This window comes from Erwinia sp. V71 (genome assembly GCF_965644245.1).
Taxonomy (GTDB): Bacteria; Pseudomonadota; Gammaproteobacteria; order Enterobacterales; family Enterobacteriaceae; genus Erwinia.
Map to the genome: position 1 here is coordinate 1 of NZ_CBFFRK010000060.1, position 26,175 is coordinate 26,175.

The 26,175-nt window shown below is 53.2% G+C and carries 26 protein-coding genes and 2 pseudogenes; 15 read left to right on the forward strand and 13 right to left on the reverse strand.

Going from position 1 to position 26,175, the window contains the following annotated elements; all coding sequences use genetic code 11:
* The first annotated feature begins 164 nt into the window (after positions 1–164).
* The 3 genes from ACSZO1_RS13370 to ACSZO1_RS13380 are packed head-to-tail and all read left to right on the forward strand — an operon-like array spanning position 165 to position 2,847.
* Positions 165–1,148, forward strand: coding sequence for a polysaccharide deacetylase family protein (locus tag ACSZO1_RS13370; RefSeq protein ID WP_437613305.1), 984 nt, complete (start codon positions 165–167; stop codon positions 1,146–1,148).
* Positions 1,145–1,897, forward strand: coding sequence for a glycosyltransferase family 25 protein (locus tag ACSZO1_RS13375; protein ID WP_437613307.1), 753 nt, complete (start codon positions 1,145–1,147; stop codon positions 1,895–1,897). Before ACSZO1_RS13370 ends, ACSZO1_RS13375 begins: the two co-directional genes overlap by 4 nt.
* A 38-nt stretch (positions 1,898–1,935) precedes the next feature.
* Positions 1,936–2,847, forward strand: coding sequence for a GNAT family N-acetyltransferase (locus ACSZO1_RS13380; RefSeq protein ID WP_437613309.1), 912 nt, complete (start codon positions 1,936–1,938; stop codon positions 2,845–2,847).
* A 31-nt stretch (positions 2,848–2,878) separates the two neighbouring features.
* Here the strand turns inward: ACSZO1_RS13380 and ACSZO1_RS13385 are convergent, their stop codons facing one another.
* Genes ACSZO1_RS13385 through rfaD form a run of 4 tightly spaced genes read right to left on the reverse strand, consistent with a single transcriptional unit; the run spans position 2,879 to position 7,249 of the window.
* The gene (locus ACSZO1_RS13385; protein WP_437613311.1) at positions 2,879–4,243 is read right to left on the reverse strand and encodes an O-antigen ligase family protein; all 1,365 of its coding nucleotides are present in this window, start codon (positions 4,241–4,243) and stop codon (positions 2,879–2,881) included.
* Positions 4,244–4,269: 26 nt separating this feature from the next.
* Positions 4,270–5,250, reverse strand: coding sequence for a lipopolysaccharide heptosyltransferase RfaC (gene rfaC / locus ACSZO1_RS13390; protein WP_437613313.1), 981 nt, complete (start codon positions 5,248–5,250; stop codon positions 4,270–4,272).
* A complete protein-coding gene (gene rfaF, locus ACSZO1_RS13395) occupies positions 5,250–6,299 on the reverse strand; it encodes an ADP-heptose--LPS heptosyltransferase RfaF (protein WP_437613315.1) in 1,050 nt (349 codons plus the stop codon). The genes rfaC and rfaF overlap by 1 nt, the downstream gene beginning before the upstream one ends.
* 23 nt (positions 6,300–6,322) lie before the next feature.
* Entirely contained in the window at positions 6,323–7,249 is a 927-nt protein-coding gene (gene rfaD, locus ACSZO1_RS13400) for an ADP-glyceromanno-heptose 6-epimerase (protein ID WP_437613318.1), read from the reverse strand.
* A gap of 235 nt (positions 7,250–7,484) precedes the next feature.
* Here rfaD and ACSZO1_RS13405 point away from each other — a divergent pair, with 235 nt between their 5' ends.
* Together ACSZO1_RS13405 and tdh are read left to right on the forward strand one after the other, a co-directional pair.
* Positions 7,485–8,681: a glycine C-acetyltransferase gene (locus ACSZO1_RS13405; RefSeq protein WP_437613320.1), complete on the forward strand. Its 1,197-nt coding sequence runs from the start codon at positions 7,485–7,487 to the stop codon at positions 8,679–8,681.
* Between the two features lie 11 nt (positions 8,682–8,692).
* Positions 8,693–9,718, forward strand: a complete 1,026-nt coding sequence (gene tdh, locus ACSZO1_RS13410; RefSeq protein ID WP_437613322.1) for an L-threonine 3-dehydrogenase — start codon at positions 8,693–8,695, stop codon at positions 9,716–9,718.
* A 41-nt stretch (positions 9,719–9,759) separates the two neighbouring features.
* On the opposite strand, the gene ACSZO1_RS13415 is transcribed toward tdh, so the two are convergent.
* The 3 genes and pseudogenes from ACSZO1_RS13415 to ACSZO1_RS13425 form a co-directional block, all read right to left on the reverse strand.
* Positions 9,760–10,620: a divergent polysaccharide deacetylase family protein gene (locus ACSZO1_RS13415; RefSeq protein WP_437613358.1), complete on the reverse strand. Its 861-nt coding sequence runs from the start codon at positions 10,618–10,620 to the stop codon at positions 9,760–9,762.
* 47 nt (positions 10,621–10,667) lie between these two features.
* A complete protein-coding gene (gene envC, locus ACSZO1_RS13420; RefSeq protein ID WP_437613325.1) occupies positions 10,668–11,975 on the reverse strand; it encodes a murein hydrolase activator EnvC in 1,308 nt (435 codons plus the stop codon).
* Positions 11,976–11,984: 9 nt separating this feature from the next.
* Positions 11,985–12,077, reverse strand: a pseudogene (locus ACSZO1_RS13425) (phosphoglycerate mutase); the annotation flags it as partial.
* 163 nt (positions 12,078–12,240) lie between these two features.
* On the opposite strand from ACSZO1_RS13425, the gene ACSZO1_RS13430 reads away from it, so the two are divergent.
* The 5 genes from ACSZO1_RS13430 to cysE all read left to right on the forward strand — a co-directional run bounded on the left by ACSZO1_RS13430 (position 12,241) and on the right by cysE (position 15,360).
* Positions 12,241–12,672, forward strand: a complete 432-nt coding sequence (locus ACSZO1_RS13430; protein WP_437613328.1) for a rhodanese-like domain-containing protein — start codon at positions 12,241–12,243, stop codon at positions 12,670–12,672.
* A 20-nt stretch (positions 12,673–12,692) separates the two neighbouring features.
* Entirely contained in the window at positions 12,693–12,944 is a 252-nt protein-coding gene (gene grxC, locus ACSZO1_RS13435; RefSeq protein ID WP_437613330.1) for a glutaredoxin 3, read from the forward strand.
* Positions 12,945–12,992: 48 nt separating this feature from the next.
* Complete coding sequence (gene secB / locus ACSZO1_RS13440; RefSeq protein WP_437613332.1) at positions 12,993–13,451, forward strand: protein-export chaperone SecB; 459 nt, start codon at positions 12,993–12,995, stop codon at positions 13,449–13,451.
* Positions 13,451–14,464, forward strand: coding sequence for an NAD(P)H-dependent glycerol-3-phosphate dehydrogenase (gene gpsA / locus ACSZO1_RS13445; protein WP_437613334.1), 1,014 nt, complete (start codon positions 13,451–13,453; stop codon positions 14,462–14,464). Before secB ends, gpsA begins: the two co-directional genes overlap by 1 nt.
* 74 nt (positions 14,465–14,538) lie before the next feature.
* Positions 14,539–15,360: a serine O-acetyltransferase gene (cysE, locus tag ACSZO1_RS13450; protein WP_437613336.1), complete on the forward strand. Its 822-nt coding sequence runs from the start codon at positions 14,539–14,541 to the stop codon at positions 15,358–15,360.
* A 127-nt stretch (positions 15,361–15,487) separates the two neighbouring features.
* On the opposite strand, the gene trmL is transcribed toward cysE, so the two are convergent.
* The 3 genes from trmL to cpxR are packed head-to-tail and all read right to left on the reverse strand — an operon-like array spanning position 15,488 to position 18,070.
* Positions 15,488–15,958 (reverse strand): tRNA (uridine(34)/cytosine(34)/5-carboxymethylaminomethyluridine(34)-2'-O)-methyltransferase TrmL, encoded by a 471-nt coding sequence (trmL, locus tag ACSZO1_RS13455; RefSeq protein WP_437613338.1) that lies wholly within the window; start codon positions 15,956–15,958, stop codon positions 15,488–15,490.
* Positions 15,959–16,001: 43 nt separating this feature from the next.
* Positions 16,002–17,375, reverse strand: coding sequence for an envelope stress sensor histidine kinase CpxA (gene cpxA, locus ACSZO1_RS13460; protein WP_437613340.1), 1,374 nt, complete (start codon positions 17,373–17,375; stop codon positions 16,002–16,004).
* Positions 17,372–18,070 carry an envelope stress response regulator transcription factor CpxR gene (cpxR, locus tag ACSZO1_RS13465; RefSeq protein ID WP_437613342.1) on the reverse strand — a complete coding sequence of 233 codons (699 nt, stop codon included), beginning with the start codon at positions 18,068–18,070 and terminating at the stop codon, positions 17,372–17,374. The genes cpxA and cpxR overlap by 4 nt, the downstream gene beginning before the upstream one ends.
* A 151-nt stretch (positions 18,071–18,221) precedes the next feature.
* Here cpxR and cpxP point away from each other — a divergent pair.
* Positions 18,222–18,735 (forward strand): annotated as a pseudogene (cpxP, locus tag ACSZO1_RS13470) (cell-envelope stress modulator CpxP).
* Between the two features lie 135 nt (positions 18,736–18,870).
* Here cpxP and ACSZO1_RS13475 read toward each other — a convergent pair.
* Entirely contained in the window at positions 18,871–19,971 is a 1,101-nt protein-coding gene (locus tag ACSZO1_RS13475; protein ID WP_437613344.1) for a diguanylate cyclase, read from the reverse strand.
* 225 nt (positions 19,972–20,196) lie between these two features.
* Here ACSZO1_RS13475 and fieF point away from each other — a divergent pair, with 225 nt between their 5' ends.
* The 4 genes from fieF (at position 20,197) to ACSZO1_RS13495 (ending at position 24,362) form a co-directional block, all read left to right on the forward strand.
* Positions 20,197–21,099: a CDF family cation-efflux transporter FieF gene (gene fieF, locus ACSZO1_RS13480; protein ID WP_437613346.1), complete on the forward strand. Its 903-nt coding sequence runs from the start codon at positions 20,197–20,199 to the stop codon at positions 21,097–21,099.
* Positions 21,100–21,317: 218 nt separating this feature from the next.
* Positions 21,318–22,280, forward strand: a complete 963-nt coding sequence (gene pfkA / locus ACSZO1_RS13485) for a 6-phosphofructokinase (RefSeq protein ID WP_437613348.1) — start codon at positions 21,318–21,320, stop codon at positions 22,278–22,280.
* A gap of 149 nt (positions 22,281–22,429) precedes the next feature.
* Positions 22,430–23,419 carry a sulfate ABC transporter substrate-binding protein gene (locus ACSZO1_RS13490; RefSeq protein WP_437613350.1) on the forward strand — a complete coding sequence of 330 codons (990 nt, stop codon included), beginning with the start codon at positions 22,430–22,432 and terminating at the stop codon, positions 23,417–23,419.
* A 139-nt stretch (positions 23,420–23,558) separates the two neighbouring features.
* Positions 23,559–24,362, forward strand: a complete 804-nt coding sequence (locus tag ACSZO1_RS13495; RefSeq protein WP_437613352.1) for a CDP-diacylglycerol diphosphatase — start codon at positions 23,559–23,561, stop codon at positions 24,360–24,362.
* Positions 24,363–24,494: 132 nt separating this feature from the next.
* Here the strand turns inward: ACSZO1_RS13495 and tpiA are convergent, their stop codons facing one another.
* Positions 24,495–25,259: a triose-phosphate isomerase gene (gene tpiA / locus ACSZO1_RS13500; RefSeq protein WP_437613354.1), complete on the reverse strand. Its 765-nt coding sequence runs from the start codon at positions 25,257–25,259 to the stop codon at positions 24,495–24,497.
* A gap of 123 nt (positions 25,260–25,382) precedes the next feature.
* The gene (locus ACSZO1_RS13505) at positions 25,383–25,973 is read right to left on the reverse strand and encodes a YiiQ family protein (RefSeq protein ID WP_437613356.1); all 591 of its coding nucleotides are present in this window, start codon (positions 25,971–25,973) and stop codon (positions 25,383–25,385) included.
* Positions 25,974–26,175: the final 202 nt, after the last annotated feature.

Consider the following 26,175-nt stretch of genomic DNA (forward strand, 5'->3'; position numbering starts at 1 on the left):
GTTCCGGCAGCCTTCAGTGGTCTTTGCAGAGTTAAGACAGACGGCTTAGCGTTGCACTTCGAACTTGAATCCGCCCTCTGCGTTTTAATTGATCTTCGTAAGCTTTTCGTTTGGATTTTGTAAAGTATAATGACCGCCATTTTTATAAGATGGCAGAGCCTTCAATGAGTAAGCCAGTTTTTATCATTACAATTGATACCGAAGGCGATAACCTTTGGAAAAATAATGACCAAATTCTGACCGAAAATGTGCGTTATTTACCACGTTTTCAGCAGTTATGTGAAAAATATGGCTTTAAACCTACCTGGCTGACCAACTATGAAATGGCAGTTGATCCTGCTTATATTGAATTTGCTTCCGATGTGATTTCACGTGGTCAGGGTGAAATAGGAATGCATTTGCATGCCTGGAACAACCCGCCGTTACATGATTTGACAGGCGATGACTGGCGTCATAAGCCTTATCTGATTGAATATCCAGACGCTATTTTGCGTGACAAAGTGCGGAATATTACTGGTCTTCTGGAAGACACTTTTCAGGTCAAAATGCGCAGCCATCGTGCCGGACGTTGGGCATTCAATGGCCTTTATGCCCAGACGTTAATTGAGCTTGGTTATCAGGTTGATTGTTCCGTCACGCCTCGTGTCGACTGGCGAAATGCGCCGGGTTCCCCACAGGGGAATGGTGGCTCGAACTACAAAAACTTTCCCGTTCATGCTTATTTTATTGATGAAAATGATATTTCCCGCGTCGGTCACTCGTCATTGCTGGAAGTGCCAATGACTATTCAATACAAACATTCTCCACTGGTGAATCTCCTGATGCAGGGGGTCGATCGTTTACGTGGCAAACAGCGAAGCCCGTCAGTGAACTGGCTGCGACCAAAACGCGGGAACCTCGAACAGATGAAAAGCGTAGTGGAGAAAACCCTGCAACAGGGTGCGGATTACGTCGAGTTTATGCTGCACTCATCCGAATTTATGCCCGGTGGAAGTCCGACATTCAGGGACAAAGCCGAAATAGACAGACTGTACGACGATCTGGAGCAGCTTTTTGCCTGGTTAGGCGAAAGAACTCAGGGTGTAACGTTAGCTGAGTATTATCAGGGTTTTGTGAAGGGTACAACCCTAAATAGTGGTCATCAATGAAGGTCTTTATTGTTAATTTGCCGGATTCTGTGGAACGCAGAAAGTCTATGCAGAATCAGTGCGAGCAGCTGGGGCTCGAAGCCGAATTTTTCAATGCCATCCACGGCAAATACCTCAGCCCGACAGAAGTGAATCAGCATACGCGTATGCTTTCTGAGGTGCGAACAGCAGGCGAGTTAGGTTGTGCAATGAGTCATATCAGTCTGTATCGTTCTATTGTAGAGCAAAACATTCCGATTGCACTGATACTGGAAGATGATGTGGTACTGAGTTCAGATATTGCGAAAGTGCTTGCTGATATTGAACAACAGATTTCTGGGAGAGAGATTGTTTTACTCAACCAGGCGAAACAATATTTGAATCGTCCGATACACCAGTTTGACAGACATACGGTTTATCCTGTTGCAGAGGCTGATTTAACATGCAGTTATGTCATCACACGTGATGCAGCAGAGACATTGCTAAGCTTCCTTTATCCAGTCTGGTTGGTTGCTGATCGCTGGCCTTTGATTAGGCAGTATGGTTTGGCAAAAGTGCATTGTCTGATCCCACCGGCAAGTTCTTTGAATGCACTGGCGGAAAAAAGTACCATTTCAGGACGTGATGAAGAAGGCAATCGACGTGAAAATGACTTAACGTGGAAAAAGATCAAAGCGCAACGGCCATTCAATGTAAAAATCAAAGATATCTTATGGCGTCTGCTTGCCCGACAATATTATAAAGTTATTAAAACGGATAACGTTCAGTAGTCAGAACTCTCTCAGCTATTGAAAAATCAGGGTCTAATATGTTTAAAAGCAAGATGAATTTATTTGGCTGGGTTGAGGCGGAGTCCTCTGACTACCAGCTCGCTTATCAACAATTAGGTGGTAATTTTTCAACACACCCTGATGCATTAGCCTTCCAGCATCAACATGCTGATTTACAGCCTCGTTACTTTGTTTCCCGTAATCAAGATCACCGCCTGCAGGGCGCTCTATGCACATGGCGTGACAAGACGATTGCGAATGCGCAGGCAACACGTGGCATGTTGCAGGGATTGGGCATTCCTGTCCCCAGTGATGAACTGCTATTGCCCCTGGATCGCCGTATTATCCTGCCTGTTTATGTGAAAACGCTGTCAGCAATGCACGCTGAACAGGTGATTAACAGCTCAGTGAAAATGAATGCCAGGCGTGAACTTTGCCTGGCAAAGGGATTAGGTGATGGTGGTTTCTCGCGCAAGGCAAAATATTCCAGAAGGCGAGAACTGAATCAGTTTCTGGAAGCCGGAGGGGCCGTCAGGCCGCATAGCGATTTCAGCGCAGCAGAATTGATGGATATCTATTTTGAGCTTTATTACCTGCGAAGGGGCGAGTATCCACTCAATAAAGCGTTAAATGTCCGCTTTGCAGAAGAACTGCGGGATCATATTTTTGGCAATGTACTGTTTTTCAAAGGCGAACCGTGCGCTTTTCAGCTGATAGTGATGGCGGAAAGCCCACGATGGATAACCTTTGACTATATCAATATTGGTGTCGATCAGCGGTTGTCAGACTATTCACCGGGTTCCATTCTGAGCTGGGTAAATATCAGCGAAGCATGGGAGTTGTGCCAGGCTAAAGGCAAAGTTATGCGCTACTCATTTGGCAACCCAACTGCAGGTTATAAAGATCAGTGGTGCTATCGGGAATCGTTACGCCGCGTGTGGTCGGTTTGATACCGGCCGCCGTCAGGCAGCCGGTTCACGCTCACTTTTTCTGATGGTCTTTAATCCAGGTAATACTTAGCAGTACACCAGTGACAAACATAAACTGTTCGAAGAAGTGATCGATCAGATTTCTGTCGACAACAGAACGGCTCAGGAAGCCAATCGTAAATATCAGTAAGAACAGTGATATGGCATCATTTTCGCGGGTATAAGAGCGCCATGCCTGACGAATAATGATTACATTGAAAGACAGCCAAAGCAGCAGCCCTGCTATACCATACTGCAATGCAAATTCCAGCAGGCCACTGTGGCTTTGAGAAATAGTAATGCGGTTGTTAGAAAACTTATCCCGCAGCAGATGACCGTATATGTCTTTACTTGCACCATTACCCTGAGGGTGGTCTTTTATTAGCTCAAGTGCTTGATGAATATAAGCAGGGCGGCATGCGTTTGAACCATTAACTTCACTCCCATCTGCACGCTTTAGCGGGAATGCAGTGGTGTAATAATCATCAAGTTCAAAACAGGATGCATTCAGTGGGGCATTCCATCCAACCTGTACATCTTCGATCATCGTTGTCCAGCGAGGGTCGGTTTTCCACGAGGTATATGCAAGCGAAGATATCACCACAACCAATAAAGCAAGCCCTGACAACATCTTACCCATATTTTTTCGACTTAGCTCTTTCGCCAATACGAGGAATAGCATTGACATCATTCCAGCAGCAAAGCCTAGCGTACCAAAACGGGTATTTGCCAGCATTGTGGCAAATACCACCAATGCAATCAGTGATCCGAGCAGACGATGGCTAAATACGAGTGCAGGCTGAAATTTTAAGACGCGACGTAAGGCTTCCGCCACCAGCATGACTGCAACCATGTTGATCTGAATACTGAGTTCGGTTCGGGTTCGGAATAATACGGTTTCTCCCCACTCAATCACACCAGTTTTGTACCAGATCCAGACAATATTCAGAATATGCAGAATGGGGCTGACACAAAAACATAAAACAATAATACTGATAAATTTTTCTGGTGTGAGGCTGGTAAAAGAATGCTTCAGTACCGGATAGATATAGAGTCCAAGAAAAAACAGCATTACGGGTCGTACCCACATGCTATTCCAGTGTTTAAACATTAGCTTTACATCAGGTGAGAACAACAGTCCTGTTATTAAACCAAGCACCGTTAGCGCCAGTAGAATAATGGATATCCAACGAATATGGCCCTGCCAAAAACTGGGGCGAACAGAATTCTTAATGACCAGGCCCAGCGTAAAAACAAAAGAACTGTATAGCAAAAAATTACGATGAAAGGGCAACAACTCATTGGGGATAGGCCAGACGATGGCAAGCATAATAATAAATACAAATAATAATGCGGTCAAACTTCGTACTGAGAACATTAAACGTAACCTTATGAAAATAATATTTACTCAGATAAATAACAGTGGAGAACTGAACCTAATTCGCTAAACACTTGCGAAGCGGGCAAGTTTGCTAAATTGCCATCAGCAGCCTTCAGGCTACACTGATTCTCCCCATACCCCCCAATCAACCCCGGGTCCGTCGGGCCATATAACGTAATATTCGGTCTGTCGAGCGCCGCAGTTAAATGGCTTAACCCGGTATCAACAGATACCACCGCTTTTGCTCCTGCCAGGGTACGGGCGACCTGTTCCAGTGTCAGCTTCGGCAGCACCTCGACATAATCGAAACCTTCAGCCAGACGCTGTGCACGCTGATGTTCGTGCTCTGCGCCCCACGGCAGTTTAATCTGCAGCCCACTGTTCGCCATCAGGCCAATCAGCTCACGCCAGTGATCCTCTGGCCAGTGTTTGTTGTCGCGCGTGGTGGCATGCAGAAACACCAGATAAGGTCGCGCATCCACTGGCAGTTCGGTGAGAAAATGGCGCGCAATGGCGTAATCTCCCTGCGTGGCAGGCTTTTCATAACCGAGGCTTTTGGCAAACAATTCGCGCGTACGTTCCACGGCGTGCTGTTGCTTATCGATGGTATGGCGTTTGTCATACCACCAGCTGGCGAACGGCTCACGGGCACTGCGACTGTCCTGACCGTGCTTCACCCCTTTTGCCAGACGGGTCACCAGTGCTGCGCTTTTGATTAAGCCCTGTGCATCGATCACCACATCATACTGGCGCGACTGTAGCGCACGTTTGAACTGCACGCGCTCTTCGCGCTGTTGAGTGCCAAACCAGTGTTTACGCCAGCGGCGTATCGCTACCGGCAATACCCGGTCGACCGCCGGATGCCAGGAAGGAATCTGCGCGAAGCCTTCTTCCACCACCCAGTCGAAGCGGATACCTGGAATGGCCTGCATGGCATCGGTCAATGCGGGAAGGGTATGCAGCACATCCCCCATGGAAGAGATTTTAACAATCAGGACGTGCATTAACTCTCCTGGTGCTGTGCGAGCAGGTTATCCAGTTCATCCATCACGCGCGCCGGGGTAATGTCGATCAGGCTTTGATGGTAGCCCTGTTCCGCATCGCCTTTGCGGACTTTGTGATAGCCGGTAATCAGACGGATGACCCGCGCCTGCTGTGACAGCGGCGGGGTAAAGTCCGGGCTGCTGGGGCCATACAGCGCCACCAGCGGGCGATTCAGTGCAGCGGCGATATGCATCAGACCAGAGTCATTGCTCACCACCGCGTGGCAGTGCGCCAGCAGGATCACCGCCTGTTCCAGCTGAGTTTCACCGGCCAGATTACGGCAGAATGGGCGTGCAGTCTCCGGCAGCGCCTGCAGAATTTGCTCGCCAGTCTCGTGATCTTTGGCTGAACCGAACAGGATGATCTGCTTACCCTGCTCGATCAGTTGTTGCGCCAGCGCAGCATAGTGATAGTGCGGCCAGCGTTTGGCCGGGCCGAATTCGGCTCCGGGGCAAAAACCGATCGCCGGACGCTGGTCGCTAAGCGCAAATGCGGCGGCGGTGGCGACTTTTTCCTCTGCGCTCACCTGCAGCTGTGGCCACAGAAGTGGCTGTGGCAGGTCGCGTGCCGCTTTTATCCGATCTTTGTCATACGCCAGCGCCACATAGCGCTCAACCATCAATGGAAACGCGGGTTTATCCAGCACCCGTACATCGTTCAGCAGACCGTAACGCATTTCGCCACGCCAGCCGATGCGCTGTTTAATACCGGCAAAGAAGGGCACCAGCGCGGATTTAAACGAGTTTGGTAATACATAGGCGCGATCGTAGCCGCGTGTGCGCAATGACTTGCCCAGGCGGCGGCGTTCGCCAATTTCCAGCGCGCCATGCCCCAGCGGCATCGCCAGCGCCTCGTTCACTTCCGGCATGCGCGATAACAGTGGACGGCACCATGCGGGCGCCATCACATCAATTTGCGCATCAGGATGGGCGGCTTTTAATGTGCGGTACAGACTTTGCGACATCATCATGTCACCGACCCACGATGGCCCGATTACCAGAATTTTCATTGACGGCATTGCCTTCCTTAAGCTTAGCGGTTCAGCCAGGCCATATATTCAGCCACGCCTTCAGCGACGGTTTTAAATGGCTTGTCGTAGCCCGCCGCGCGCAGTTTGGTCAGATCCGCCTGGGTATAGGCCTGATAACGCCCCTGCAGTTTTTCCGGGAACGGAATGTATTCGATGCTGCCTTTCTGATGGTACGCCAGCGCTGCATCGGCAACTGCCTGGAAGGATTCGGCACGGCCGGTTCCGCAGTTGAAAATGCCGGAAACGCCATTTTTCCAGAACCACAGATTCACTGCCGCGACATCACCCACATAGATAAAGTCGCGTTTAAAGCCATCGCTGCCTTCGAACAGTTTCGGATTTTCACCGTTGTTGAGCTGGGTATTCAGATGGAAGGCGACGCTGGCCATGCTGCCTTTATGGCCTTCACGCGGACCGTAGACATTGAAGTAGCGGAAACCGCACACCTGTGAATCCGCTTCAGGCAGGATATCGCGCACATAGTGGTCGAACAGCATTTTGGAGTAACCGTAGACATTGAGCGGCTGCTCGAACTGGCGTTCTTCAACGAAATCGCTGTCGCGACCGCCGTAAGTGGCGGCAGAAGAGGCGTACAGGAACGGGATTTCACGCTCCAGGCAGAAGTGCAGCAGATCTTTGGAGTACTGATAGTTGTTGTCCATCATGTACTTACCATCCCACTCGGTGGTGGAGGAGCAGGCGCCTTCATGGAATACCGCTTCGATATGACCGAAGTCGTCGCCCGCCAGGATGCTGCCGATAAACTCTTCTTTATCCATGTAGTCGGCGATATCCAGGTCCGCCAGATTGACGAACTTGGTGCCGTCTTTCAGGTTATCTACGACCAGAATGTCAGTAAAACCGTCGTTATTCAGTGCTTTAACAATGTTGCTGCCGATTAAGCCGGCACCGCCCGTCACGATAATCATGCGCTTACCTTTCGCCTTAAACAGTGGCATGAAACAGAGGGTTTCATACGCTTATAGCTCCCATCATAACATTTCATTGTCGGGCAGGCAGCAGGATGAGTCCGTAACGGAATGTAACGGCGTCTTAATGACGTGATATCTGCTGCAAAAATGATATCGGTTTCGCTTAATTTGCCTTTGTTCGGGCTATCCTCAGAAAAATGTTCCGGATAATGACAGGTTATGGAGGATAAACATGTCTGCGAATTTTTATCAGCACATCAATCAGCAACTGACGCAAATCCAGCAGGAAGGACTGTTTAAGCAGGAGAGGATGATCACCTCGCCGCAGCAGCCGGAGATAATGGTTGGCACAGGGCAGCAGGTGATCAACTTCTGCGCCAATAACTATCTTGGTCTGGCTAATCATCCGGCGTTGATTCAGGCGGCGAAAGAGGGGCTGGACCGTTACGGATTTGGTATGGCGTCGGTGCGTTTTATCTGCGGCACCCAGGATCAGCATAAGCTGCTGGAGCAGCGGCTGGCGGCGTTCCTGGGGATGGAGGACGCCATCCTCTACTCCTCCTGTTTTGACGCCAATGGCGGCTTATTCGAAACGCTGCTGGAGAGTGATGACGCCATTATTTCTGATGCCCTCAATCATGCCTCGATTATCGATGGCGTGCGTCTGTGTAAGGCGCAGCGCTATCGTTATGCCAATAACGATATGCAGCAGCTGAAAGCGCGGCTGGAGGAGGCAAAAGCGGCCGGGGCGCGTCACATCATGATTGCCACTGACGGCGTGTTCTCCATGGATGGGGTGATCGCGAATCTGCGCGCGATCTGCGATCTGGCCGATGAGTATGGTGCGCTGGTGATGGTGGATGATTCCCATGCGGTCGGCTTTGTCGGGGAACATGGATACGGCACCCATGAGTATTGCCAGGTCATGGGACGCGTCGACATTATTACCGGTACGCTTGGCAAAGCGCTGGGCGGTGCCTCCGGCGGTTATACCGCGGCGAAAAAAGAGGTGGTGGAGTGGCTGCGTCAGCTCTCGCGTCCCTATCTGTTCTCTAACTCGCTGGCACCGGCGATTGTCGCTGCCTCGCTACGGGTACTGGAGATGCTGCGCGAAGGCGATGGCCTGCGTCAGCGTCTGTGGGATAACGCCTGCCTCTTCCGCCAGCAGATGACGCAGGCGGGTTTTACTCTGGCAGGTGCGGACCACGCGATTATTCCGGTGATGCTCGGAGAAGCGACGGTGGCACAGGAGTTTGCCCGCCTGCTGCAGCGTGAAGGGATATATGTCACCGGCTTTTTTTACCCGGTGGTGCCAAAAGGCCAGGCGCGTATCCGCACGCAAATGTCAGCGGGACATACGCCACAGCAGATTGCCCGCGCGGTTGATGCCTTTACGCGCATTGGCAGGCAATTAAACGTTATTCCCTGAGAGGCATCATCATGAAAGCCTTAGCGAAACTGCATGCGCAACCGGGCATCTGGCAAACGGACGCACCCGTGCCACAGCCGGGCCACAACGATTTGCTGATTAAAATCTGCAAAACCGCGATCTGCGGTACGGATGTGCATATCTATAACTGGGATGAGTGGTCGCAGAAAACCATCCCGGTGCCGATGATTGTCGGCCATGAGTATGTTGGTGAAGTGGTGGCGGTCGGGCAGGAAGTGAGTGGTTACCAGCCTGGCGACCGTGTTTCCGGTGAGGGGCATATTACCTGCGGGCACTGTCGCAATTGTCGTGCCGGGCGTACGCATCTGTGCCGCAATGCCGTGGGTGTCGGGGTGAACCGGCAGGGCTGTTTTGCTGAGTATCTGGTGATCCCGGCGTTTAACGCGTTTAAGATCCCCGACAATATTTCCGACGAGCTGGCGGCGATCTTCGATCCCTTTGGTAATGCGGTCCATACCGCGCTCTCGTTTGACCTGGTGGGGGAGGATGTCTTGATCTCCGGCGCCGGGCCGATTGGCATTATGGCTGCGGCAGTGTGTAAGCATGTTGGCGCGCGTCACGTGGTGATCACCGATATTAATGATTATCGCCTTGAGCTGGCGCGCAGCATGGGTGTGACGCGGGCGGTGAATGTCAGTCGTGAGAATCTGCAGCAGGTGATGGCAGAACTGGGCATGACGGAAGGGTTTGATGTCGGGCTGGAGATGTCCGGTGCGCCCGCGGCATTTCGTGCGTTACTGGCGGTGATGAACCATGGCGGACGTATTGCACTGCTGGGCATTCCGCCCGCGGACATGTCCATCGACTGGCATCAGGTTATCTTCAAGGGGTTGTTTATCAAAGGGATCTACGGCCGTGAAATGTTTGAAACCTGGTACAAAATGGCGGCGCTGATCCAGTCTGGTCTCGATTTAACACCCGTGATCACCCACCGTTATCACATCGATCAGTTTCAGCAGGGATTTGATGTGATGCGTTCCGGGCAGTCCGGCAAGGTCGTGCTGAGCTGGGATTAAGCCGCCTGCGAGGTTGCTGGCAGGCGGCTTCGGCCAGCCTGTCAGAACAGGTTTTTCACCGTTTGTACCGGATAACTCTGCGCGATGGCATCGCCAATCACCGTCAGTGCGCGGGTTGCCGGAACAGGTGGCAAGGTTTTTTTCGTCACGCACTGTTTATCACCACGGAAAGGATTACGTGGCGCAGGCTTCGTTTCGGCTGGCAGCGGCGCATTGCTGCTGTGCTGTGGCTCGTTCAGCAACTGGCTGGGGCGCACCAGCGTGATATCTGACGGCAGTGAAGGCAGCATCTGCTGCAGCACTCTCACCGTGGTGGGGTGCGGATGGCCAATGGCAATCGCTGAACCATCACGCTGCGCAAGGCGTACCGCACGGGTAAACTGCTGGCGGATCTGCGCTTCATCCTGGCTGTCATCAAGGAACACGCGGCGTTTAATCACCTTAACCCTTGTCCCCGCGGCGGCGCGTGTTGACTGGCTGCCGGCAATCGTCATGCTGTCGAGAAAATAGAGATTGTACTGATCCAGCGCCTGCATCACTTTCTGCATCCCAAACAGGCTGGAGGTCATCGCGCTGCCCATATGGTTATTTAACCCCACGGCATAAGGCACATCCTGCACGGCTTCACGGATAATACGTTCAATTTCCGCACTGCTCATGTCCGGACGCAACGTGTCTTTTTCCAGTGGCTGTTTGCTGAGCGGTGCCATCGGCAGGTGGATCAGCACTTCGTGACCGGCCTGGTGGGCTTTGGTCGCCATCTCCCGGGCATGGGGCGCATTAGGCAGCACGGCGACGGAAATCGCCGATGGCATCTGCAGTATCTGGTTTTCCTGGCTGGGGCGATAACCGAAGTCATCGATGACGATGGCCAGTTTCCCGGCCCAGGCGGAGCAGACCATCAGTAAACTGCTCAGTAATACGGTGAGTTTCAGACGTTGAAGCAAACTTATTTTCCTAACCACGGCAGTGGGTTGACGGCTTGTCCCTGTCGTCGGATTTCGAAATAGAGTGAAGGCGTGCCCCGGCCGCCACTGGTTCCCACCAGTGCGATTGGCTCTCCTGCCTTAACCTGGGTTCCCACGCTCACCAGCGCACTTTGGTTGTAACCATACAGGCTCATATCGCCTTTACCATGCTCGACCACAACCACCAGACCGTAACCCTGCAGCCAGTCGGCCATCAGCACCCGGCCATCGGCGATGGCTTTCACTTCGGTGCCTTCCGGTGCATCAATCACCAGTCCTTTCCAGCGTAGTTCGCCCTGCAGCGCTTCGCCAAAGCGATGTTCAATACGACCGCGTACCGGCCACAGCGCCTGGCCACCAGCGCGGCCCAGCCCGCCAGTACGCGCCATCAGTGAGCGCTCGCTTTCGGTAGGGGTATAGGTGGTGCCTTTGCTTTTCGCCTGCTGTTGGCGGGCGCGCACGCGTTCCGCTTCTTTTGCCTCGCGTTCTGCACGGGCGCGCGCTTCACGCTCGGCTTTGGCGATTTTTTCCTGCAACCGCGCCTGGTTCTGGCGCAGTTCTGCCAGTTGCGCCTGATCTTTTTCCAGCGACGATTCCAGCGTGGTGATGGTTTTCTGCCGTGCGCTGCGGGCGTCTTCCAGTTTGCTTTGCTGAGTTTGCTGCTCGCTCAGCAGCGATTTCTGTTGCGCCTGTTTATCAACCAGCGTGGCTTTTTGCGCCGTCAGTTCACTGCGGGTTTGTTGCAGTTCGTCGATGTTTTTTTGCCGTGCTTCGTTGAGATAGCCGAAATAGGCAAGAATGCGTTCGCTGCGCTGGCTCTCTTCACCACTCAACACCAGCTGCAGGCCATTATGCTGGCCCTGGCGGAACGCGGCATCGAGCTGCTGCGCCAGCAGGGCTTCCTGCTGCGTCTGTTGGGTTTGCAGTTTGCTGATTGAGGCGTTTAGCGCGGTAATCTCTTTATTCAGCGTCATCAGCGAAATTTCGGTGCTGCGCAGTTTGCGGCTGGCTTCGGCAATCGCCTTTTCCTGTGCCTGTAACTGGTTCAGTAGCTTGCTGCGTTGTTCTTTCTGCAGCTGGACGCTTTTCTCTTTCTCGGCAATATCCTGCTGGATCGATTTGAGCTGTGACTGGTTGTCGTCTGCGGCGTGGCTGTAAACCGGCAGCAACAAAACGCCAGCGCATAGTACGCTGGCGGACAGAGTGGACCATCCTGGCCGTAACGGCTTGCCTGTGGCGTATCCGTTACTCTGGGTCCGTAGATCGAGCACTGCCGCTTTTTTCCTCATGGGGTGAGATTATTCCACGATGAACAGCGGCTTACCAGTCATCTCTTTGCGGATTTCCGTTTCCGGAAGTGACAAAACTGGCGTGTTAATGTGGCGAAGTTTCTCGTTTCACTGTGTGTTATCGCGCGTAGTCGCATTTTTTTTGTAATCTGCCGCATAAAACGTAACTCTGACGGCATCGCGACTGTACATGAGAAGCAGCACAGGTATACTCAGAAACCTTATTTTCGCTTATTAACCCAGTCGTCGGGAGTTGTTACCCCTCATGCAAGAAATTATGCAATTCGCAAGCAATCACCCAATATTAAGTATGGCGTGGGTTGTTTTGCTGGTTTTGGTGATTGTGACCACTGTTAAAGGCATGTTCTCCAAAGTAAAAACCATTAGCCGTGGCGAAGCAACGCGTCAGATTAACAAAGAAGACGCGGTGGTGGTTGATGTCCGTTCGCGTGACGACTATCGCAAAGGCCACATTTCCGGCGCGCTGAACATTGCGGCGGCGGATATCAAGAAAGGCAGTTTCGGCGAGCTGGAAAAGCATAAAGCTCAGCCAGTGATCGTGGTTTGCGCCACCGGAACCTCTGCTGCCGAGTCGGCTGCTCAACTGAGTGCTGCCGGATTTGCCCAGGTTTCCGTGCTGAAAGAAGGTATTGCGGGCTGGAGTGGCGATAATCTGCCTCTCGTCCGGGGTAAATAATCTTTTTTGGGGGACTGAATATGGCTAACGTAGAGATCTATACCAAAGCGACATGTCCTTTTTGCCATCGTGCAAAAGCCTTGCTGAATGACAAAGGCGTGACATTCCAGGAAATTCCGATTGATGGTGATGCCGACAAGCGCGAAGAGATGATTAAACGTAGTGGCCGGACAACAGTGCCTCAGATTTTTATTGATGCGCAGCACATTGGTGGCTGTGATGACCTCTATGCGCTGGATGGGCGCGCCGGGCTTGACCCGTTGCTGCAGTAATCTCCCGTCAGCGAAATGATGGATTATTAACGAACAGGATTGACCAGAATGTCAGAGCAAAACAACACTGAAATGCAGTTCCAGATCCAGCGTATTTACACCAAAGATATCTCTTTCGAAGCGCCAAATGCGCCGCAGGTTTTCCAGAAAGAGTGGGAACCTGAAGTTAAACTGGATCTGGATACCGCCTCCAGCCAGCTGGCTGATGAAGTGTATGAAGTGGTTCTGCGCGTTACCGTTACTGCGACGGTAGGCGAAGATTCCGCTTTCCTGTGTGAAGTTCAGCAGGCCGGTATCTTTACCATCTCTGGTATCGAAGGTAATCAGCTGGCGCACTGCCTGGGCGCGTACTGCCCGAACATCCTGTTCCCTTATGCGCGTGAGTGCATTACCAGCCTGGTTTCCCGCGGTACGTTCCCGCAGCTGAACCTTGCACCGGTTAACTTTGATGCGCTGTTTATGAACTATCTGCAGCAGCAGGGTAGTGAAGCGCCTCAGGATGCCTGATGACTAGCGCGTCCATGACCGTTCTCGGTGCCGGCTCGTACGGCACCGCTTTAGCCATTACGCTGGCCCGTAATGGTCACCCCGTGGTGCTGTGGGGACATAATCCACAACATCAGGCGCAGCTTCAGGCCGACCGCTGTAATGCCACTTTCCTGCCCGATGTCCCTTTCCCGGACACGCTGTTAATCGAAAGCGATCTGCAACGTGCGATTGCCGCCAGCCGTGATTTACTGGTGGTGGTGCCGAGCCATGTGTTTGGTGATGTGCTGACGCAAATTAAGCCGCTCCTGCGCGCGGATTCGCGTATCGTCTGGGCGACAAAAGGGCTGGAAAAAGAGACAGGCCGTCTGTTGCAGGATGTGGCGCGTGAGATCCTTGGTGATGCCATCCCGCTGGCGGTGGTCTCCGGGCCAACGTTTGCCAAAGAGCTGGCCGCCGGTTTACCTACGGCTATCGCGCTGGCGGCAACGGAACCACAGTTTGCGGACGATCTGCAACAACTGCTGCACTGTGGCAAAAGCTTCCGCGTATATAACAATCCGGACTTCATCGGCGTGCAGCTGGGTGGCGCGGTGAAAAACGTGATTGCCATCGGTGCGGGGATTTCTGACGGCATCGGTTTCGGCGCTAATGCGCGTACTGCACTGATTACCCGGGGCCTGGCCGAAATGACCCGCCTGGGCACGGCGCTGGGCGCAGACCCGACTACCTTTATGGGGATGGCCGGTTTAGGCGATCTGGTGCTGACCTGTACCGATAATCAGTCGCGCAACCGCCGCTTTGGCATGATGCTGGGGCAGGGCGTGGATGTCGCCAGTGCGCAAAGCACTATCGGACAAGTTGTAGAAGGCTACCGTAACACCAAAGAAGTCAAAGCATTAGCGGCGCGTTGTGGCGTCGAGATGCCAATAACTGAGCAAATTTATCAGGTGCTGTATTGCGAAAAAAGCGCTCGCGAGGCAGCATTGACGTTATTGGGGCGCGCACGGAAGGACGAAAACAGCACGCGCTGAGACAGGAAATCCAGCAGATTCACCAGAGGCGTGCCGGTTAGTCCGGGCGCTGTTTTTTTATGGGGAGCAAGGTCATGTCGTCAGAAGAGTTAGAACTGGTCTGGGATAACATCAAAGCAGAAGCACGCGGGTTGGTTGACTGTGAGCCGATGCTGGCCAGTTTTTACCATGCGACATTGCTGAAACATGAAAATCTCGGTAGTGCGCTCAGCTATATTCTGGCGAATAAACTGTCGAATCCGATCATGCCAGCGATCACCATTCGCGAAATTGTTGAAGAAGCGTATCGCGAAGCGCCCTCAATGATTGCCTCTGCTGCCAGTGATATTCTGGCGGTGCGCCAGCGTGACCCAGCCGTTGATAAATATTCGACGCCCCTGCTCTACCTGAAGGGTTTTCATGCGTTGCAGGCGTATCGCATTGGCCACTGGCTATGGAATGAAGGCCGCCGTGCGCTGGCGGTGTATCTGCAGAATGAAATTTCTGTCACCTTTGGCGTTGATATTCACCCTGCTGCGCGTATTGGTCATGGGATCATGCTCGATCATGCCACCGGGATAGTGATCGGCGAAACGGCAGTGGTGGAGAATGATGTCTCTATCCTGCAATCCGTGACACTTGGCGGTACCGGTAAAACCAGCGGCGATCGCCATCCGAAGATCCGCGAAGGGGTAATGATTGGCGCCGGTGCCAAGATCCTTGGCAATATTGAAGTTGGACGCGGCGCAAAAATTGGCGCCGGTTCCGTGGTATTGCAGCCTATCCCGCCGCATACCACTGCTGCTGGTGTCCCGGCGCGTATTGTCGGTAAGCCTGGCAGTGATAAGCCGTCAATGGAAATGGACCAGCATTTTAATGGTATGGTGTCCGGCTTCGAATTCGGCGACGGCATCTGAAAGGGCTATTGGACTTGCCATTTTGCGTCCGGGTAGTGCTCGCCGTCCTCGCGCACGACGTGTACGCTCCGGCGACTGTGCGTTGACTGAACGCAAATTGCCTGCGTCAATAACGCCCTTTCCTGCATCACTTAACTAACGCCCCGGCATAATGCAGCTGCCGCCACGCTTCATACACCACTACCGATACCGCATTGGATAAATTCATACTGCGGCTGTCCGGTTGCATTGGAATCCGAATTTTTTGTTCCGGCGGCAGAGCATCAAGGATTGATGCCGGCAGCCCGCGCGTTTCCGGCCCAAACAGCAGATAATCTCCCGCCTGATAGCTCACCGCGCTGTGCGCAGGCGTGCCCTTGGTGGTGAGCGCAAACAACCGCTTTGGTGCCTCGGCAGCAAGAAATGCGGCGTAATCCGCATGACGGGTCACGCGGGCAAATTCGTGATAATCCAGCCCGGCGCGACGCAGGCGCTTATCATCCCAGGGAAAACCCATCGGTTCAATCAGGTGTAACTGGAAACCGGTATTCGCGCACAGACGAATAATGTTGCCGGTATTAGGGGGGATTTCTGGTTCGAATAAAACGATATTTAACATCAGTTGCGGCCCTCAATAACGAGGGCCGCAGGATAGCAAAATATCAGCGGCTGGAGTACAGCGGCAGCCAGACTGTCAGACGTAAACCGCCCAGCGGGCTGTCATCGGCTTTCACCCAGCCACGATGCTGCTGAATGGCGGTTTCGACAATCGCCAGCCCCAGCCCGGTGCCGCCCGACTCACGGTCACGCGCTTCGTCGGTGCGGTAGAACGGACGGAATATCTGCTCACGATCTTCCGGGCTGACGCCTGGGCCATCGTCATCCACATGCACGGTAATGCCCTGGTTATCCACGGAAAAACTCACGGAAATCTGTGAATGCGAATAGCGCAGGGCATTACGCACAATGTTTTCCAGCGCACTGTCCAGCGCATTGGGGTTGCCGTACAGCGGCCATGGACCCGGCGGATAAGGGATTTCCAGCGTTTTTCCCATCTGCTCAGCTTCGAATCTGGCGTCATCCAGTACACCAGCCCACAGCTGACTGGCCTTCATCGCTTCACTGACCAGCGCGTTCTTATGCTGGGTACGCGACAGCACCAGCAGATCATTGATCATGCCATCCAGCCGCTGTGCCTCGGTTTCAATACGCTCCAGCTCTTTGCCTTCACCGTGGCGGCGGCGCATCAGCGCTGTCGCCAGCTGCAGGCGAGTGAGTGGCGTGCGCAGCTCATGGGAGATATCCGACAGCAAGCGTTGCTGCGCGGTCATCATTCTCTCCAGTGCGCTGACCATCTGGTTAAAACTGGAACCGGCGGCAAGAAACTCCTGCGGACCGGCTTCCAGTTCCGGGTGCTGGCGCAGGTTGCCGCTGGCGACCTCATCCGCCGCATGCTTCAGCTTACGTGCGGGCTTCGCCAGGCTCCAGGCGAGCCACAGCAGCAGCGGGGAACTGACCAGCATGGTGACAATCAGCAGCAGTAACGGGCGGTCAAACAGCAGATTGATAAAGTCCAGCTGCGAACTGCCCGCCGGGCGAATCATATACAGCTGATAATTATCTTCGCCATCGCGCACCGAAAATGGGCCGACCATCTCGATGCGACCATATTTCTTTTTCTGCGGGTGATCGGCGTTATCCGACTGGCCGATAAAGTTGCGGATCACCTGCATCTCATTGTGCTGCGCACCAATCACGCGACCTTCGCTGGTCACCAGCAATAAGCGCTGGCCCGGCGGTGCCCATTTATCAATCGCCCGGAACAGTCGTCGCCACCACATCAAATCGTTGGGTGGGTCCTGCATCAGTTCGGCTTCAACATGCTGCTGAATCATAATGCCCTGACGCTGCTCACTTTCGAGCAGCGAGGTCATCTGACGGGAGTCCAGTTTGGGCACCATTAGCACCAGCATCAACACCAGCGCCAGGGTCAACCAGAAAATGGCGAAGATGCGGGTGGTCAAGCTACTTATCATGTTGCTGAAACCATCAAATATCCGCGACCGCGCAGGGTTTTAAACCACGGGTGCCCGTCACGGCGATCGGGTAATTTACGGCGCAGGTTGGAAATATGCATATCAATTGCGCGATCGAATGGCGTCAGCCGTTTACCCAGAACTTCCTGACTTAAGTGCTCACGGGACACCACCTGACCCAGATGCTGCGCCAGTAAATAGAGCAGGGTGAACTCCGTACCGGTTAAGTCGAGCGCGACGCCGTCGAAGCTGGCTTCCTGGCGACCCGGGTTCAGCCGCAGCTGATCGACTTCCAGCGTCGGTGAGCTGTTGTCATGCTGTTGCTGTTGTTCACTCCAGTTGGAGCGGCGCAAAATCGCGCGTATACGCGCCACCAGCTCACGATCGTTAAACGGCTTAGGCAGATAGTCATCTGCACCCAGTTCAAGCCCTAAAACGCGATCCAGCTCGCTGCCGCGTGCGGTCAGCATAATCACAGGCGTCTGGTGTTGCTGGCGCAATTCTTTCAAAGTGTCGATACCGTTTTTCTTCGGCATCATCACGTCAAGCAAGAGTAAATCAATGGAGCTGTCCAGCACATTGAGTGCCTGCTCGCCATCGCTGGCGACCACCACCTCAAAGCCTTCCATTTCCAGCAATTCTTTGAGCAGCGAAGTCAATTCGCGGTCATCATCAACCAACAGGATTTTATTCATGTTTTAATTCCCTCCGCAGGCAAAATACCTTGATCCCATGGCCTCAATCCATCGCTTTACGTAGTTTTACACCCCCTGACGCTAGTTTGCAGCTCACTCCGTATAGTGGACCTCGTTGAATCGAAATACGGAAAAGAACCGGGAGTGAACGATGCGCAACTTAACCGCCGTCGTCCTTGTTTCAGCTCTGGTAGTCACGGCTTCCAGCGCATGGGCAGCAGACGTAACGACGATTGACGAGATGCATCAGGATGACGGATTAACGAATCGCAGTATGACGCAAAATCCGCAAAGTCACATGTTTGATGGCATCAAACTGACAGAGCAGCAGCGACAGCAAATGCGGGATTTGATGCAGCAGGCGCGTCATGAGCGTTCTCCGGTAAGTATCAGCGATTTAGAGACTATGCATGACCTTGTCATTGCAGACAAATTTAATGAAGCGGCTGTCAAAGCTCAGGCGGAAAAGTTAGCGCAGGCACAGGTGGCGCGGCAGGTCGAAATGGCCCGTGTGCGTAATCAGATGTATCACCTGCTCACGCCAGAGCAACAGAACGTTTTGCAAAAGAGACATCAGCAGCGCATGAGTGAACTGCGCAAGCTAATGAACATGCAGCAGTTTTCAACCGCTGCAGGCAGTGAGTAGTACCGGCAGTAACCAGTAACATAGTATCCCTGTTTTCCTTGCCATAGACACCATCCCTGTCTTCCCCCTCATGATGAGGGGTTTTTTTTTATCCAGCATTATCACATCGTTACTGATCTGCCAGCCTGGAAGCCACGCAGTGAACGGCAGCCAGTTACGCTTCCGTTCCCGGTTCAACCGTCCGCTTTGCCTTCGCCACTTTGCGGGAAATGCTGAAGCCGTTTTTGCCGTTTCTCTTGATATCGTAAAGCGCGTGGTCGGCGTTACGCAGCCATTCGGATGTTGAGGAAGCCGCCTTTGCTGCAGCGATGCCCATACTGATAGTGCAGCGATAAACTTCATCGCTGGGCAGGCGAATCCGCTCGACGCGGGCAATCACCAGACGCGCCAGCTGCGCAACAGCACGCTCATTGCTGTCGTAGACAATCACCGCCAGTTCGTCACCGCCAAAGCGTGCGGGTACGTCTTTGCTGCTGATCACATCGCGCAGCGCGTCGGACACTTCTGCCAGCAGGAAGTCGCCTGCTTCGTGGCCATAGTTATCATTAACCTGTTTAAAATCATCGACATCAAGCAAAATCAGATAGGCGGAAATCGTACCGCGCTGCGTCTGCAGCAAGGTACTGGCCAGCCGTTGTTCAAACAGGCGGCGGTTGGGAATATGCAGACGCGGATCGAGCAGCGCAACGCGCTCAAGCTCGCGCGTTTTATTGCGCAACCGCACCGTCAGATGGCGGGAAAGGATGCTCAGAGCCACCAGATAAACCGTTGCCAGCGGGATAGTCAGCCAGACAGTTTGCGCGCTGAACGTCAGCCTGACGGGGTAGCCACAGATCGCCCAGGTGATAACAAATGCCAGAAAAAAGGCGAGCAACGCTGGCCTGAGCTGCTTCCAGCCCCCCGCCGAGTAGCGGTCAGAAATCTGAATCGCGAGAATAATCAGCGAGGGAATCGGGCTGATACCCATGATAGCCATCCAGATCCCGCCCCAGATGGTATCGACAGTCAGGCTGATTTGTTCAACCTTCACCAGATCCCGCGACTTCACACTGGCCATATACGCGGTCGCAGGCCACAGAAAAGCATTCACCGTCAGCAGCAGCAGTGTGAGATCACTGGCAGCCTGCTCCAGCAGAACCGATAAAATTGGCAGAAAACAAAGGAATGTTCCCAGCTGACGCATCAGGAACATGCGACGCACAAAGCGCAAACTGCGGATTCTTAAATGTTCATCGTCAGTGGAAAGCCAGGGCATGACATCGGCCTGCAGTGTGCGTTAGAGAGTTGTCAATGTAGCAAAAATCTGAAAAAAGGGGGATGGAGAAGTAGCAAAATGCATACCATTTTCCAGGATAGAAATATGCAGGAATTTTCTGTTTTTAACAATTGATTTTCTTTTAACTATCGGGCCTGCAGCGCCTGGTGCTGGGGCGGGAAAAATTTTTGTATACTGACAGGCAACTATCCTGCGGAGTGCGGTATGAATCCACAATACGCACGCCTGGTAAACCGGGCGGCGATCGCGGCCACAGTGCTGGCATCGTTACTGTTAATCATCAAAATATTTGCCTGGTGGTATACCGGCTCCGTCAGTGTGCTGGCGGCACTGGTGGATTCGCTGGTGGACATTGCCGCTTCACTGACCAATCTGCTGGTGGTGCGCTATTCCCTGCAACCGGCGGATGCGGAGCACACTTTCGGCCATGGCAAAGCAGAATCCCTGGCGGCGCTGGCGCAAAGTATGTTTATTTCCGGTTCGGCACTGTTCCTGTTTCTCACCGGTATTCAGCATCTGGCGCGCCCGGAAACGCTGCATACGCCGCTGGTCGGGATTATTGTCACCGTGATCGCGCTGTTTTCGACGCTGGTGCTGGTGACATTTCAGCGCTGGGTGGTGCGTAAAACGCGCAGTCAGGCGATTCGTGCAGATATGCTGCACTATCAGTCTGACGTGGTGATGAATGGGGCGATTCTGCTGGCGCTGGGGCTAAGCTGGTATGGTTTTGCCCGTGCTGATGCGTTGTTTGCCCTTGGTATTGGTGTCTGGATACTCTACAACGCGCTGCGCATGGGGTATGAAGCGGTGCAGTCGTTGCTGGATCGCGCGCTGCCAGATGAGGAGCGCGATGAAATTATTGATATTGTCTCTGCCTGGCCTGGGGTACGTGGCGCGCACGAGTTGCGCACCCGGCAATCCGGGCCAACGCGTTTTATTCAGCTGCATCTGGAAATGGACGACCATCTACCGCTGGTGCAGGCGCATCTGGTGGCGGAGCAGGTCGAGCAGGCGTTGCTGCGCCGTTTTCCCGGTGCGGATATCATTATTCACCAGGACCCCTGTTCCGTGGTTCCCGCTAACAGACAGGGATTTTTTGAGATATAAGCTAACAATATTAAGCGCATAGCCGATGAAATGATTACCGCACGCAGTGAAGCAAAAATATTTGCCGAAACTTGCCTGACCTGAATCAATTCAGCATAAAGTGTTTGATATACTATGTGTCATTATTAGTCGGTCGGCTCACATTGCTGTCTCCCGCGCGTCGCGAGCTGCTGGCGCACTGAATTCATCATTTGGTATCAACAAGTTCAGAGGTTGTCATGATTAAGAAAATCGGTGTACTGACGAGTGGCGGCGACGCCCCAGGCATGAACGCAGCCATCCGTGGCGTTGTCCGCGCGGCGCTGAGTGAAGGTCTGGAAGTGTTTGGTATTTATGATGGCTACCTGGGCTTGTATGAAGATCGTATGGTCAGTCTGGACCGCTACAGTGTCTCCGATATGATCAACCGCGGCGGTACTTTCCTCGGTTCTGCGCGTTTCCCTGAGTTCCGTAATGAAGAAGTGCGTCAGACAGCCATTGAGAACATGAAAAAGCGCGGTATTGATGCGCTGGTGGTGATTGGCGGTGACGGTTCCTATATGGGTGCTAAACGCCTGACCGAAATGGGCTTCCCGTGCATCGGCCTGCCGGGCACCATCGATAACGACGTTGCAGGCACAGACTACACCATCGGTTATTTCACTGCGCTGGAAACGGTAGTGGAAGCGATTGACCGCCTGCGCGACACCTCTTCTTCGCATCAGCGTATCTCTATCGTTGAAGTGATGGGCCGTTACTGCGGCGACCTGACTCTGTCAGCAGCGATTGCTGGTGGCTGTGAGTTTATCGTATTACCGGAAACCCCTTACACCCGTGAAGAGCTGGTAGCAGAGATTAAAGCCGGTATCGCCAAAGGTAAAAAACATGCGATCGTGGCGATTACCGAGCATATCTGTGATATCGATGAGCTGGCGAAATATATCGAAGCAGAAACCAAACGCGAGACGCGTGCGACAGTGCTGGGCCATATTCAGCGCGGCGGTGCGCCGGTTGCTTACGACCGTATCCTGGCGTCACGTATGGGCGCTTATGCTATCGAGCTGCTGTTGCAGGGTTACGGCGGTCGCTGCGTCGGTGTGCAGAACGAAAAAATGGTGCACCACGACATTATCGACGCCATTGAAAATATGAAGCGCCCGTTCAAGAACGACTGGCTGGAAATGGCGAAAAAACTCTACTGAGTTTCACCAGCAAAAAAGGCGCTGCATCGTCAGCGCCTTTCTTATACATGCTGATATTCACTTTGGTTATAAAAGTTACTTTTTAATTCTTTAAATAGCCGCAGAGTTTGTGTCACGCTTCGCCCATAACAATTGTGGGAGAATGTGCAATGAATAAGTGGAGTGTGGGTTTTACCCTGTTACTGGCTTCAACCGGCGTGCTGGCGAAGGATATTCAGCTGCTGAACGTCTCTTATGACCCGACGCGCGAACTGTACGAGCAGTACAACAAAGCTTTCAGCGCGCATTACAAGCAGGAAACCGGCGACAATGTGGTGATTCGTCAGTCCCACGGCGGTTCAGGCAAGCAGGCGACTTCTGTCATCAACGGCATCAAAGCCGATGTCGTGACGCTGGCGCTGGCGTCTGATGTTGATGCCATTGCCGAACGTGGCAGCATTGATAAAAACTGGATCAAACGCCTGCCGGACAACTCCGCGCCTTACACGTCCACTATTGTTTTCCTGGTGCGCAAAGGCAACCCGAAACAGATTCATGACTGGCCAGATCTGGTGAAACCAGGTGTGGCGGTGATTACCCCGAACCCGAAAACCTCTGGCGGCGCACGCTGGAACTACCTGGCGGCCTGGGGCTATGCGCTGGATAAAAACAACGGCGATCAGGCTAAAGCGCAGGAATTCGTCAAACAGCTGTTCAATAACGTAGAAGTGCAGGACTCCGGTGCACGTGGTGCCACCAACACCTTCGTTGAACGTGGTATTGGTGATGTGCTGATCGCCTGGGAAAATGAAGCGTACCTGGCGGTAAACAAGCTGGGCCAGGACAAGTTTGAAATCATCACGCCGAGCGAATCGATTCTTGCCGAGCCAACCGTTTCGGTGGTGGATAAAGTGGTGGATGAGCGTGATTCGCGCAAAGTAGCGGATGCTTACCTGAAATATCTCTACTCGAAAGAGGGCCAGGAGATTGCTGCGCAGAACTACTACCGCCCACGCGATGCGGAAGTGGCGAAAAAATATGCCAGCACCTTTAAGCCGGTCAACCTGTTCACTATCGACGATAAATTCGGTGGCTGGACGGCAGCACAGAAAACCCACTTCTCTGAAGGTGGCAGCTACGACCAGATCATGAAGCGTTAATCCCCGTTACGCCGTTGCAGGCAGCCTGCTGCGGCGTCATTTCTCGTAGTTATCCCCTTTTACCCCTCCTTCCTTCTGTAACAGATGCCGTTTATGCTGGCTTCAGCGACGATCATTGCTGAATGACAGGTAAAAGGTAATGCAGGGAAAAAAACGCGCCATAAACGTTATTGCGCTGCTGTTAGTGGTGATGGTTTCCGGTCTGGCGCTGGCCGCTTTTCATTTTCATCGCAACGCCGATGCACTGTGGCAGATTGTCAGTGAAAAATGCGTACCCGGCCAGCAACAGCATGCTAATCCCGCTCCCTGCCAGCAGGTGGACACCGCCGGGGGTTACGTCACGCTGAAAGATCGCAACGGGCCATTGCAGTATCTGCTGCTGCCGGTGGCGAAGATCAGTGGCATGGAAAGCCCGCAGCTGCTGAATCCTGACACGCCCAACTTCTTTCTGCTCGCCTGGCAGCATCGCCACCTGCTGGCAGCGAAACGTGCTGCGCCGGTGGCCGACAGCGCGATCTCCCTGACAATTAACGCGCAATATGGCCGCACCCAGAATCAGCTGCATGTGCATATCTCCTGCCTGCGCCGCGATATACGGCAGCAGCTTGACCAGCTGGCGCCCTCACTGACTGAGCGCTGGCAGGCACAGACGCTGCTGCGCCACCCGTATCTGTTGCGTACGTTAACTCCCGAACAACTGGCGCAAGAGGCGGTGTTTATTCGTCTGGCGAGCGAGGTGCCTGCGGCGCGAACACAGATGGGGCAATATGGTATGGCGCTGGCGACGTTGCCGGATGGCCGTCTGGTATTGATGGCGGTGGAGCGTAACTGGCTGAAATTAAACCGGGGTTCAGCGGAAGAGATTCAGGATCACGACTGTGAGATTTTGCAGCAGGGTAATGAGTATTTAAACGTATTCTCAGGCAACACAAGAGTTAAATAACAGGGGAAACATTCCGATGGCTCCGGAGCGGCTTGTCCGCGGAGGAACGCGGGATGGTCGCCCCGAGTGTCTCGGTTTTGCAGACGACCAGACAATATATTGGGAGCCACAAATGGCTCCCAAAACATCAACTTACTTCTTCGCTGCCGCAGCCGCTTTCACGATCACCGCAAACGCATCGGCTTTCAGTGAAGCGCCGCCAACCAGCGCGCCATCGATATCTGGCTGAGTAAACAGCTCTGCAGCGTTTTTATCGTTTACAGAACCGCCGTACTGAATGATCACCTGCTGAGCGATAGCAGCATCTTTCTTCGCGATGTGGTCACGAATGAATTTATGTACTGCCTGCGCCTGTGCAGGGGTAGCAGACTTGCCAGTACCGATCGCCCAGACGGGTTCGTAAGCGATAACCACGCCTTTGAACGCTTCTGCGCCCTGAGTTTCCAGCACGGCGTCAATCTGACGTGCGCACACTTCTTCGGTTTTGCCCGCTTCGTTTTCAGCTTCGGTTTCACCGATGCACAGTACCGGGATCAGACCGGCTGCTTTCAGCACAGCGAATTTTTTCGCGATAAACTCATCGCTCTCTTTGTGATAAGTACGGCGCTCAGAGTGGCCGATAATGATGTACTGTGCGCCGACATCTTTCAGCATCTCAGCAGAAACTTCACCGGTGAATGCGCCAGACAGGTTAACGTCAACGTTCTGTGCACCCAGTGCGATGTGGCTACCGGAAATGGCGTGTTTAGCCTGATCCAGATACATCACCGGTGGTGCGATAGCTACGCCGCAACCATCAACGGTGCTGAGCTCTTTACGCAGACCTTCGATCAACTCGTTGACCATGTGTTTGTTGCCGTTCAGTTTCCAGTTACCCATCACTAATGGATGTCGCATCATATCCTCCACGCTTAACGCGATACTTTTAAATAGCACTGCCTGACGGCAGTGATGTCTGCCAGACAGTATAGAGATCTAAATCCCGAAAGGCTTTGCTTTTCGTCATATTTGGCCGCGCCGTTACGGTCCCGCCAGCGACAGTTTTATCGGCTCTACGGCGAATGTCAGGCCTTTTTCACCATTATCCGCCACCACAAAGCGCAGAGCGCCCTCTGTCTGGGCGAAATAGCGCGATCCTTTACCTTTATTCAGTAAATTATTCAGCCGTTTAGTGGCATCGTCGGCGGAAATATTCGGCGCAAAAAAGCGCAGCATCGCCACCATATAAGACAACGCTTTATCGCGCGCGCTCTTCTCTTCCGGCCCGGGAATCGGCAGCCAGGTAATCTGTAAGGTCTTGATTTTTCCTGTACCCTGCTCCAGTGCCGTGGAGGCATACAGATTTTCGTTAATCTTGCTGGCCGCGCGCGTCAGGTTGCTTTTATCGCCACGACTGTCGATGGCGCGGTATTCGCTGATCGGCAGTCCAGGATTGGCCAGATTATATTTCTCGCGGAACTGACCAATGGTCATATCGAAGGTTGGCGCACCGGCCAGCAGGTAAGGGGCGGTGGGCATGTGTTCGGCACGGTCCTGCGGCTCGGGATCGGCCCAGGCGGCGTGCCAAAATAAACATGCAGAGAGTAACGCAATGCTGCGTGCTTTCTTCATTTTGTCGACCCTAACCAGTAAACTCAGGCAACGATTAGAACGGTTTTTACCCGCGAAAGTCAAAAGCCGCGGTCTTAAATTATTACTTTTTCTGGGCTGTTTATATGACATTACAACAATGGTGTTTGGCGGATTCAAGTTCGAAGTGCAACGCTAAGCCGCCTGTCTTAACTCTGCAAAGACCACTGAAGGCTGCCGGAAC